We start from the raw sequence: 12,198 nt of genomic DNA on the forward strand, positions 1-12,198 counted from the left end.
AACTGGACAACGTAATATAAAATGCGTATATAAAAAGTGTAAACCATGTGCCCGGAATAAAGTGTAAACTATGTCTCGGGAAGCACATTTCCTAATCAACTATCCATTTACAATGAAATAATTTATTAACAAATACTTCTCCGCTTATTATATTTTCTAACGGATTTCTAACGGAGATATATGGCAAGTATACATTACAAGAAGGGTAAATCTGGTGCTATGACCTATTATGTTGTGGTGTAATGCACCCCATTTAGCAAGCAATTTCTAAGAGAGTCCTTGTGGTCAAGTTATAGGTTTCTGCCATCTGATTCGGCGTCCGGTATCCCAGGGCCGAATGCAAATAACTCTCATTATACTACTCAATCCAACTGCCGATTGCCGCTGATAGATCGTATGGATTCCGCCACTCCCGTAGCCAGATCAATTCTTCCTTGATCGTCCGCATCAGCCGCTCCGTGTCAGCGTTCCCTTTGGGATTGTTGTAGCTGGTGAAGGCCTGGTGAACATCCAACAGGGAACAGGCACGCATGAACTTCTCCGAGGTCGGTTGGCTGCCGTTATCCGACATCAGGTGCAAACCCCGATCACGAACACCCTCCGGAAAATGTTTGTTCGGTCCCTGATTCAAAGCTGTCAGCCAGTCGCGCAAGGTCGCCCGAGCCCCGCAGTGATACCTTACGATCTGCTTGGTGTACCAATCCAGCACCAACACCAAACAAGCCCAGTCACTCTCCGTCATCACCTTGGTCATGTCGATCCCTCATCAGTATCGTGGGAGTGTTCTACCTTTCCATTGAGCCTCGGAATCTGAGGCTTTATATAGACATGGCGGATTCCCGAGTCGGCCAAATGCCAATGGAACTTCTCCTGGAACTCGTACTTGTATCATTAAACGCGGCCTCCTGATGGAATGGAATAATTCAATTAAGAACTGCCAATCGAGGCGTAGGATATCACCGCCAGACGTATGGCGGCCAACAATAATCTAATTTTCTTCCAACAATATCGGTTCACTAACGACCGAATTGTCACTACGCCGAGATCTAATAATCTGGATTGTGATAAACTGCTGATTCTGAAAAAGAATATCGTTCTCTGCATATCCAGACGGCAGAATCGAAATCCCCAAGGAATATCAGGGGATATTAAGTTATCTGATCTTTTCACCGCGGATTTCCGCATCACCCATTTCTATAATACACCCGGGGGCGTTGCCATCGCCGTTTATGATAAAAGTAATCCGAAATTCGGAAGCCGGATAGATGAATTCGTTTTCAGAAAGAGCCGTTAATTCGATTGGCTCCGATCGGCCGATCGAGGCGAATAGCTTGCCTTCTTTCTGGGCAATGACCAGAGTGAATTTAATATTATTTTCATCGGTATAGGACTCCAGCCAGTATATTCCGGTCAATTGCACCAGTTCTTCATAAGGCAGTACCGTAGGAATAACAGGAAGTTCCCCCATACCGAGACTATCAATTAACATCTTCTTTGCAGGATATATTATCCCCTCGTCAATCACACCAAGCTCATCGACACGTCCGGAATCATCTTTTCCAAAGGCCATCAATCTGGTATTGTCGGAAGCGAAAAAGAAGGTATCAACCGCCTGGGGATAGAGAAGCTGGCGTGGTTCAAGGCGCAGATTGGTGTAAAGCGAATCGTTGTCAACAATGACATAACGGTACAGGCCGGAATCGACCTGATAGGCCCCCGCGTATTCATGAAGACGGCGGGGATCGATGACTCGCGGTGTTTTTCGTATCGGTTTTACATAAGGCTTCCCGAAAACAATCGCGGCCAGTCCCATGGCCATCTTTTTTACCGGGGCCTCGTCATCATTGCTGAAAACGACAATGCACAGATGATCATCCGGCCAGCGGCTGTAAATCGAATTGAAACCATCCAGAAAACCGCCGTGATAGGCATGCCGGCGCCCATATTTATTTTCCAGCATCCAGCCAAAACCGTAATTCCCGAGATTGGGTGTCATCATAGCCTCAACCGATTGGCGGCTGAGAATGGAATTGCCATAAAGCGCCCGGTCCCACAAAAATATATCCTCGACGGTGGAATAAAGGGCCCCCGCCGAATAAAGAATGGAATGATCCACCGGAACAGCATCGACCAGTTGGCCCGGTTCCTCCTGGGTATACCCATCGGCCCGATCGGGGATTCCGGCCTCGCGCCGGGCATATCCGGTGTTCTTCATACCGGCCAAGTGCAAAATATTGTGGTGCAGGTAGGCTTCATATGACTGACCGGAGACTCTTTCTATGATAACGCCCAGAATAATATAATTGGAATTACTGTATCTGAATTCCGTTCCCGGTTCGAATTCGAGCGCTTTGTATTGAAATGACCTTATCAATTCCTCGGGTGTCATGCGCATGGTTCGTTTGAGGACAATCCGGGGATCATCGGTGTAATTGGGGATTCCCGAGGAATGAGATAGAAGATGTCGCAGTTTGACTTTATCTCCGCTGGGCCGGGGGTATTCCGGAAGATATTTGGTTATGGGGTCATTTATATCAAGCAATCCCTGTTCCTGGAGTTTTAATATCGCGGCCGCGGTGAATTGCTTGGTGATAGAACCCATATAAAACCTGGTCTGGGGTGTATTGGGAATACCCATTTCCTTATTGGCCAGGCCATAGCCCTTGCAAAGAATTATCCTGCCCCTGACCGCCACCAGTGCGGTTCCCTCGAATCCCCACAATTCATTGGCCGCCACAAGATAGTGATCGAGTTCATTTTGGATTTCGCGGCAGGAGGCGGAAAATATCAGAACTAAAAGCACAGGTAATATAATAATGTTTTTTACCAGGAACCGATTACCCGCCCAATATTCAGTTATCTTCAACATTCTTCCCCAAAAACGGCAATATTCACAGGCCCAATATAAAGATAATACCATTTTTACCGGGCGGGAAATCAAAATATTGGCCGGATTTATTCGAGATCAGGAAGCCAATACCTGAAATTTGAAATTAAAAAAAGCCCGGCTTTTATTTCTTCAAATCCGCTTAAATGCTTATTCATGTTGACCCGCTTTCATTCCAACTCGAACAACTATTCATTCTCGGCAATTTTATTGACATTTTACCAATAATAAAATAAGGTCGTTATATATGGTGGTAGTCCGTGATATGACCGAAAACGATCTTGAGGCGGTCGTTCTCTGGCGCAACGACCTCGAGGTCAATCAATATATTTCCAATCGAATCAAAACCGTCGATGAAGCCGTGCAATGGTTTCGCCGGGTAAAAGGTAATCCCGCCAACCTGCTCCAGGGAATATACGAAGGCGATGACTTGATTGGCTACTGCATTGCCGAGGGTGTTGACCTGATAAACCTGAAAGGTGAAATCGGTATTATTATCGGAAAACCCCACTGCTGGGGAACGGTTTCGGCGGCGAAGTGCTTAAAGGTATGCTTCGGTGCTGTTTCGAACTCCTCCGACTCCACCGGGTCACCGCGGTTGTAGCGGATGGGAATCAGCGCTCGGAGGGGCTGCTGGAAAAAGCCGGGTTTTCCCGGGAAGGGATTTTTCGCCAGGCCGTAATAATTGCCGGAAATTCACCGATCTTCACTTTTATTCCATGCTCGAAAACGAGTACCGCGCAAAAAGAGCAGAATAATTCGATTATCCACTGGATATTTAACGAATAATTCGAAATGATTCCGCCGGCAATAATCGGCTGATTTCAATAGCGCAATTTCCCTTCTCCCCCGACCCGGACTTATTTCCCGATCCTAATTTCGACCAAAATAGCCGTTTTTAGTCTGCACGCTCTGATGGATTGACAACTTATAGTGGTACAATGCCTTGTGTGTGCAATAAGGTTTTTTTTGTTTAAGTTATGAACTCACTTAGAGCTTGATAATCAGGCCGATATTGGCTATATTTGTTTTTTTATAACCCGGAAGGAAAACAATGATCCATTCATTTATCAAACATATCCAAGGAGCGGCTCATGAATAGACGCATACAGTATGCGATTTTGGTCTGTGCCATGCTGGTTCTTACGGCGGCGGCACCTGCCACCGCGCAGAATATCGAGGCAAAGGAATACCGGCTTGATAACGGTATGCAGGTTTTAATGGTGGAGAGGCACGAATCCCCGACCATTATGGCCGCCATCATGGCGCGCGTCGGTTCGGCCAACGAAATAACCGGCATAACCGGTATCTCGCATCTGTTCGAGCATATGATGTTCAAGGGCACCGAAACGATCGGGACCAAAGATATAGTCCGTGACAGGGAAATCATGGCTCAACTCGATTCGCTCCGGGCTTTAATGCGCGTCGAACAGGGGATTATGCGCGAGGAACTCCGTCGCGGAGAAATCAGCGATATGTATGATCCTGAGGCTAAGACACCGCGTTATAAAGAAATCGAAACGGTCTTCGACAGCCTGATACTGGAACAACGTCAGTTGATTATCAAGGATCAGCTTGACGAAATCTACAGCAAAAACGGAGGATTTTTCCTGAACGCCTTTACCGCGGATGATATGACCGGGTATTTTGTGCGTCTGCCGAAAAACAAAATCGAGCTGTTTATGTGGCTGGAATCCGATCGTTTCAGCCACCCGGTTTTCCGGGAGTTTTATTCCGAGCGCGATGTGGTTCGCGAGGAACGTCGCCTTGGGATTGAATCCACACCGACCGGATTGATCGAGGAGGATTTCCGGGCCATGTTCTGGAAATCATCGTCCTATCATTGGGATGTCATCGGATGGCCGTCGGACTTGGATTGTATAACCCGGGAACAAGCTTTAAATTACTATAATACCTATTATGCCCCGAATAACCTGACCATGCTTCTGGTCGGGGATTTGAATCCGGATGAATTGATAAAAATGGTCAGGAAATATTTCGAGCGGATTCCCCGCGGAAAGAAAGAGCCGCCGGAAGTGGTGACGCTTGAAGAGAAGCAGTACGGTGAAAAAAGGATGATTGCCGAGGCCGAAACCAGTCCGCAGGTTCAAATCTGGTACCATACCGTGGCTTGGAAACACCCCGACAGCTATCCCCTGGAAGTTATGGCCGGGATCATGAGCGGTAAAACCGGTCGGCTGTATAAAAAACTGGTCGAGGAAAAGGGATTGGCCAAAAGCTCCGGCGGCGGCGGTCCCCGGATGATGCCGGGGGGCGGTCTGGCGGTCGATGCCGGTCAGGATTCCAAAAAATATGCCGGGGCTTTCCAGATCAGCACTGAGGGTATTTCGGGAGCCAAGGCCGAGCAGCTCGAAGAAGCTATTTACGAGGTGATCGAGGATTTGAAGAAGAATCCGGTTCCCGAGGATGAATTACAGAAAGTGAAAAACCAGCTTCGGGTTCAAAAAATCCGGTTTATGGATATCATGTCCGGGATCGGCATCCTGTTTTTCCTTGGCCAGAATGCCGCCATGGGAGACTGGACCGAGGCCAATAATAATCCAAAGAAATGCGATCTGGTAACGGCTGGAGATGTCCTGCGCGTGGCGGAAAAATATTTCACCCGGGACCAGCGTAATGTTCTGATTATCAACAGCAAGACTGAAAGCGGATCGGAGGAAGGCGGCGAGGATCCTCAATTTACGCAGATGGTGCAGATGATTAAATCTATCAACGACCCGGCCCGACTGGAGCAGGTTATGGGTATGGTGTCATCGCGACTCGACCAGGTTGAAGACCCCGATGAAAAGGCAAGTGTGGAAAAATTATTGAAAATCGCCGGGGAACACCTCAAGGAACTTAAAGCCGCCGAGGAGAAATAAGGCATTAGCCGGAGGAAATATGAACATGATCAAATTATTCATCATACCGTTTGGCCGGCCCGCGGCGCTGGCGATGCTTTTAACGATAGCCGCCCTGTTAATCGCCGGATCATCGAGTCAGGCCGGGGATATTGTCGATCATCCCGACAAACTCAAATTCAAGGAATTAAATTATCAGCCGCCGAAACCGGCCGATTATCGGCATCAACTGAAATGCGGCGCGGTCGCCTATGCCGCGGAGAATCCCGAAGTTCCGACATTCGACCTGACCATCATGGTTCGGACCGGATCGATTTATGAACCGGTGGAGAAGGCCGGATTGGCCGACATGACCGGTTATCTGATGCGCAACGGGGGCGTCAGGGGAATGACCGCCAAAGAGATCGACGAGCGGCTGGCTTATCTGGCGGGCGAAATAAATATCAACATCGATGATACCCGGGGAATAATCAGTCTTTTCTGCCTGTCGAAAGATATGGATGAAGGTCTGGCTCTGTTGAACAAAATTCTTAACGCGCCGGTTTTCGATCAGGCCGCACTTGACCGGTACCGGGCGGATTTACTCTCGGATCTGGAGCAGCGTAATGCCTCGACCGCATCGATCGAATCGCGCGAGTGGAGTTTCCTGATGTACGGCAATCATCCCTGTACCACTCCTTTCCGGCGCACGGAGCAATCGCTCAATTCAATCACCCGTGAGGATCTGATTGCCTTTTACAGGAAATATTTCTTCCCGAAAAACTTTATTTTTGCCGTTTCGGGCGATTTTAAAGCCGAGGATATTTTAACCAAACTCGATAATATGTTCGGCGGCTGGCCGGACCAAAAACTCGATCTTCCGGTTATTTCCGATCAAATTCCCGATCCAAAACCGGGGGTCTATATGATCCGGAAAGATGATATCAACCAATCGCGTATTCGGATAGGGCATCTTGGTGTCAAACGGGATATCCCGGATCAATACGCCTTGATGGTGATGAATGATATTCTCGGCGGCGGCGGCTTCACCTCCCGCATCACCCGCCGGGTTCGATCCGATGAGGGTCTGGCTTATAACACCGGCAGCGCCTTCGATTTTCCGGTCCTTTATCCCGGAACATTCCGGGCCTGGTTCCAGACCAAACATGAAACAGCCGCCTTCGGAACCGGACTTATCGTGAGCGAAATCAGGCGTATTCGTGCCGAAAAATGCGAACCGGAAATAGTCGAAAATTCCAAGGCCGGATTTATCAGCAATATTGTCAATCCCTTCGGTACCAAAAGAGATATCGTCAGGACCTTTGCCGATGATGATTATACCGATCGCCCGGATGATTACTGGCAGAATTATACCAAAAATATGGAAGCGGTAACGGCCGATGATGTTCTGGCCGCGGCGCAAAAATACTTACATCCGGAGAAACTGGTTTTTCTGGTGGTCGGTGATCCGGACGCGGTTGAGAAGGGATCGGATAAACATGTCGAGAAATTTTCCGATTTCGGCGAGATTGCCATCATCCCCCTGCGCGATCCCATGACTCTGGAGATAAAATAATATCCAATCTGTCACAGGCATTAAAAAGGCCCCGTAATTACGGGGCCCTTTTTAATGCTAAATGGCCGCTTTGACAACTGATTACATATCCATCTCGCCGGTATAGCTGTCAGTATGCTTGGGATCCACTCTCAGGCGATAAACGGCGGCCCAGGCTTTCATACCATCTTCAGCATAAGGAGCGGCATCCTCGGCGTAAATCAGATTGGCATCCTCAACTCCATCGAGCCAGTAATAAGTCCAGGCGCCGTGACCGAGGGTTGGGGCATCGTAAGAGTACTTACGATTTGAAGCGGTAGCCATGAAAGTCCCATTGACCACATCGGAATGAAAATCGCCGATCACACAGGCATCGAGTGTCGCCAGCTTTTTGGTGCAATCAATGGCATTAAAATACGACATCACGTATCCATGAGTCACATAGTACAGATCGGCCGAGATAATGGCCGATCCGGCTGTGGATCTGGCACCGTGCCCGGAATAACAGAAAGCCGCTTCATCACCCGGATCGGTGTTGTCGATCAGCCACTGCAAACCGGCAGTGATATTAGCCGCGGTGGCGTTCAAATCGAGATCCATCCGACAGGTGAAGCCTTCCGATTGCAGCCATGATTTCATGGCCTGGGCATCATCATCGCAATACTGGAGATCATTGGCCGTCCCCTCATAATTGGATATTCCGACAATATAGGCATACTTATGAGCCGGGTTCGGATTGGGATCTCCGGAAGTTGTGTCAGGCGGCGGTTGCGGCGGCGGTTTTTTCTCCATTACAGCCGTCGGAACATTTTTTAAATCGACGGTGAAATTCGCGATCACCTCAGGCGGACGGGTCTCAATAAATTGAGGCCTTTCAACCAGGGCAATCGAATGATCGACGCCGACATTGGAGGTCGGCTGAGTGGGGGGCGTACTGCTGCATCCAAAGACCAGCAGCAACGCCATGATGGCCAGAATCAGCCCAATGAATTGTTTCATGTGATCCTCCCACGGTGAAGGTTAGTATTGTTAACTCCCAGCTTAATATAAATATTTTAAATTAAAAAAACAAAAAATCTATAATACCGATCCTATTTATTTTAATTATGAGAAGCGATAGACTCCCGGCATACTGAGACTATATTCTATGATCATTCCCGGCGGAATTACTCATTAATTTAATCGGATTGCGCCGGAAATGTGCGCCTACGAATAAACGCATACATATAAATGGCCGGTCAATATATAAACGGGATAAGACGCCATGTTTTCCTGATGTATGACTGCCATTCGTCTCCGAATTGCTGAGACATCAGCTTTTCCTCATCATGAATACGCCATAAAAGAACCAAAGCGGTTGCCGCCGCCAGAATAAGCGCCAGCCAGGAGCGGAAAACAAGAGAAATGCCGGTGATAAATATAATTATGCTTGAGTACCTCGGATGACGAAGATATTTGTAAGGGCCATCGGTTAACAGCCGGTGCCCCTCGATAATCGATACCTGGATATTAAACTGCTTTCCCAGAGCCATCTCCGCCCAGTGCATTCCGATAATCCCCAGGAGATACAATACCAATCCGAAATAACGGATTATTTCATGGTCACCAAACACGGCCAGGTCACGTCGGTCGCCATAGGGCGCAACGATAACAAGGGAAAGATTGATAATCTGAAGCAGAAGAACTGCCAATTTCTGGCGGCGAATCATCTTCACACCTTTACTACGATCATGCCCGACCTCGGGAATCCTGATAGCAATAATGGCATTCATCAGAAAGACCAAAACCAGGTATGTCAGACGGGCCGGTTGGCCTATAAAACCGCGGAAATCATCGATACCCCAGCCCAGAAGAGGCAATCCGATAAAGATAGCCATCCCGATTAAGATGGTGGCGATAACCCGCAAAACAGACGACAATTCTTTCCTCCATCACCGATGGGTAAATAATCCGACTCCGCATCTATCGTCCGGGTATTATTATCTAATCCGGCCAAAAATCAATATCAAAAATAATATTTGGGGAAAATAATAAATTCACGGAGGGATATGAAGGGCCGCGTCTGGATATCGCTGTTTTATCCGATAACCCGCGCAGGTAATCATAATTACTTGACTTTTACCGATATTGGCTTATATTTAAAGCTGTACTAACCGCAATAACTGCAGAAGAGAGAGAAAAATGCACACCCACAGGCTTCCCGCCCAAAAGACCGTTATTTTTATTCTTTTGTTTTTTTCAGCGATTATTTCGCCGGCTCTATCCCTGGATCAGACCGTTGGATTGCTTACCTGCGATTCCGCTTCTTTTTTGGGATATACGCTTTTCACTCCCATTTCTTCATCCAGTACCTATTTGATCGATAATTACGGACGGCTGGTCCATGAATGGCATAACGATCATACCCCCGGGCTATCCTGTTATCTTCTTGAAAATGGCAACCTTCTTCGGACCATGCATCTCATCGGAACCGGCGGGGCCGGAGGCGGATTCCAGATGATTGATTGGGACGGAAATATTTTATGGGAATATGAATATTACGGTGATGACCATCTTCAGCATCACGATGTCGAATATCTTCCTAATGGCAATGTCCTGGTTCTGGCCTGGGAAAAAAAGACTTTCGAGGAAGCTGTCAATGCCGGGAGAAATCCTGCCTTACTTGCCAATGACACGCTATTGCCGGAACATGTCGTAGAAATTCAGCATACCGGCGTAAATTCCGGCAATATTGTCTGGGAGTGGCATCTCTGGGATCATCTCGTTCAGGATTTCGATTCCACCAAAGATAATTTCGGGGTGGTCGCCAATCATCCCGAACTGGTTGACATAAACTACATTCTGGCCAATCGAGCCGATTGGATTCATGCCAATTCGGTGCAGTATAATGCCGATCTGGATCAGATCATTATAAATAGCAGAAGCTTCGATGAATTCTGGATAATAGATCATGGTACCACCACTGCCGAAGCCGCCGGTCACACGGGCGGCAATCGGGGACGGGGAGGCGATATTCTCTATCGCTGGGGAAATCCGGCAACATATCGGGCCGGTAATATCAACGATAAGCGGTTATTCAAGCAACATGACGCCCACTGGATCGCGCCCGGTCTTCCGGGCGAAGGCCATATTATGATTTTCAATAACGGTACCGGACGACTCGACGGTAACTATTCCACAGTGGATGAAATTATCACTCCGGTTGATGAAAGCGGCAATTACACCCTTCCCGATCCCGGGGAATATTTCGGTCCCGATAGCGCTGTCTGGAAATACAAGGCCGGCCCGCCATCCAGTTTTCTGGCCCGGAGGATTTCAGGTTCCCAACGTTTTGCCAATGGCAACACCCTTATTTGTTCCGGAGTCCAGGGCCGCTTTTTTGAGGTCACCCCGGACGGTGATATTGTCTGGGAATATATTAACCCGGTTACGGCCAATGGAATCGCCACCCAGGGTGATTTGCTTCAACAGGAAATCAATGATGTTTTCCGGTGTTACCGCTACGCTCCTGATTTCCCCGGATTGGCCGGCCACGATCTTACGCCGGGAGCTCCGATCGAGATTTATCCCTTAAGCCTGTATGGAACCAATCATATCCCGGAAAACCCCGAACGACTCGATCCGGTCACCTTCTCTGCCATGATAACCTGCGAAATCGCAATTGCTCAGGTGGAATTATATATTGATACCGGGGATGGTTTTCATGCTTTTACTATGACCACAACCGGCGGCTTTCCCAACGATTCGGTTTATACCGCTACCGTCCCCCCCCTTCCCGCCGGAATCGATATTGCCTACTATGTTACGGCGGTCAATGATACCGGCGGCACTGCTTCCGATCCGGTCATCGCTCCCCTTACTACCTATCATTTTACGGTGGCCTTTATCTGCGGTGACCCCAACAACAGCGGCTCGGTTAATATACTGGATGTTACCTGTCTGATCAATTATCTGTACAGAGACGGTTCCTCTCCCGTTCCGGAGGAATCCGGAGATGTCAACAACTCCGGAGGAGTTAATATTCTGGACGCCACCTATCTGATAAATTATATCTATCGGAGCGGTCCGGATCCGGTCTGCCCGTAAAACCTGATTTGTCAGAACGGTTATGTTTTTTCTGTGACGAATATCATCTCGGGCGAATGACCGCTCAATGGTGAGCGATCGAAATCACCGAAGACTTCGAGAATTTTAAATCCTGCCCTGGCCAGCAAATGCTCCATCTCATAACGGAAAAAATATCGAAATGGAAAGGCCTGCACTATCCGGGAGGTTTCCCCCTTGGAATCGGTGAGATAATAAATCAGTTCGACTTCATTGACCTGTTCTTCAGGATGAAAAGCGGCTACTCGGTGATTTCGTCGAAGACGACGGCCATCGGGCAGATCGATATCGGAGAAATCTTCCATTTCATTCATGAAAGCCGGATTATTGATCCTCTTCAGGTCCGTCTGGAAAACATCGAACACCAGACGATCGTCTCCGTTCAAATGACGGTTGATATTTTTCAGACAGGCCAGTTGCTCCTCGACCGTAACCAGATGCTGAAAAACCCGGAACGGCATGATGGCCAGATCGAATTTCCGGTCAAGATCGATTGAGATGATATTTCCCTGAATTAACCGAATTCTGTTTTTTATTTCATCTGGGCATTTTTCAAGTTTCTCCCGGCACCTGCTCAGCATGAACTCCGACAGATCAACACCGGTTATTTGACATCCGGCTTCAGCCACCGGAATTAAAATCCGTCCGGTTCCGGACCCAAGTTCAATTATATCACCGCCGGATTCCATACAGCAACGAACAAAAAAATCAATATCCGGGCGGCTTCTGTATCCCGGTACATAGTCATAGAGCTCGGCCAGAATCGGTTGATCTTCGTAACTCCCATATCGACTCATAATAGTACCTTTCAA

General features: G+C 48.1%; 9 protein-coding genes. 4 read left to right on the forward strand and 5 right to left on the reverse strand.

Features of this window, described 5'->3' with window-relative positions; all coding sequences use genetic code 11:
* Nucleotides 1-358: 358 nt before the first annotated feature.
* Nucleotides 359-745 carry a DDE-type integrase/transposase/recombinase gene (locus tag JXQ28_02195; GenBank protein MBN2276534.1) on the reverse strand — a complete coding sequence of 129 codons (387 nt, stop codon included), beginning with the start codon at nt 743-745 and terminating at the stop codon, nt 359-361.
* A gap of 408 nt (nt 746-1,153) precedes the next feature.
* Nucleotides 1,154-2,803, reverse strand: coding sequence for a beta-lactamase family protein (locus JXQ28_02200; protein ID MBN2276535.1), 1,650 nt, complete (start codon nt 2,801-2,803; stop codon nt 1,154-1,156).
* 349 nt (nt 2,804-3,152) lie between these two features.
* Here JXQ28_02200 and JXQ28_02205 point away from each other — a divergent pair, with 349 nt between their 5' ends.
* The 3 genes from JXQ28_02205 to JXQ28_02215 all read left to right on the forward strand — a co-directional run bounded on the left by JXQ28_02205 (nt 3,153) and on the right by JXQ28_02215 (nt 7,303).
* Nucleotides 3,153-3,491, forward strand: a complete 339-nt coding sequence (locus JXQ28_02205) for a GNAT family N-acetyltransferase (GenBank protein ID MBN2276536.1) — start codon at nt 3,153-3,155, stop codon at nt 3,489-3,491.
* Nucleotides 3,492-3,981: 490 nt separating this feature from the next.
* Nucleotides 3,982-5,769: an insulinase family protein gene (locus JXQ28_02210; GenBank protein MBN2276537.1), complete on the forward strand. Its 1,788-nt coding sequence runs from the start codon at nt 3,982-3,984 to the stop codon at nt 5,767-5,769.
* Between the two features lie 19 nt (nt 5,770-5,788).
* The gene (locus JXQ28_02215) at nt 5,789-7,303 is read left to right on the forward strand and encodes an insulinase family protein (protein ID MBN2276538.1); all 1,515 of its coding nucleotides are present in this window, start codon (nt 5,789-5,791) and stop codon (nt 7,301-7,303) included.
* Nucleotides 7,304-7,384: 81 nt separating this feature from the next.
* On the opposite strand, the gene JXQ28_02220 is transcribed toward JXQ28_02215, so the two are convergent.
* Both JXQ28_02220 and JXQ28_02225 read right to left on the reverse strand, forming a co-directional pair.
* Nucleotides 7,385-8,281, reverse strand: a complete 897-nt coding sequence (locus tag JXQ28_02220; GenBank protein MBN2276539.1) for a caspase family protein — start codon at nt 8,279-8,281, stop codon at nt 7,385-7,387.
* A 239-nt stretch (nt 8,282-8,520) separates the two neighbouring features.
* Complete coding sequence (locus JXQ28_02225; protein ID MBN2276540.1) at nt 8,521-9,201, reverse strand: isoprenylcysteine carboxylmethyltransferase family protein; 681 nt, start codon at nt 9,199-9,201, stop codon at nt 8,521-8,523.
* Nucleotides 9,202-9,463: 262 nt separating this feature from the next.
* Here JXQ28_02225 and JXQ28_02230 point away from each other — a divergent pair, with 262 nt between their 5' ends.
* Complete coding sequence (locus JXQ28_02230; GenBank protein ID MBN2276541.1) at nt 9,464-11,368, forward strand: aryl-sulfate sulfotransferase; 1,905 nt, start codon at nt 9,464-9,466, stop codon at nt 11,366-11,368.
* Between the two features lie 20 nt (nt 11,369-11,388).
* On the opposite strand, the gene JXQ28_02235 is transcribed toward JXQ28_02230, so the two are convergent.
* The gene (locus JXQ28_02235) at nt 11,389-12,183 is read right to left on the reverse strand and encodes a class I SAM-dependent methyltransferase (protein MBN2276542.1); all 795 of its coding nucleotides are present in this window, start codon (nt 12,181-12,183) and stop codon (nt 11,389-11,391) included.
* Between the last annotated feature and the right edge of the window lie 15 nt (nt 12,184-12,198).

It is taken from the genome of Candidatus Zixiibacteriota bacterium (genome assembly GCA_016933955.1).
GTDB lineage: Bacteria > Zixibacteria > MSB-5A5 > GN15 > PGXB01 > JAFGTT01.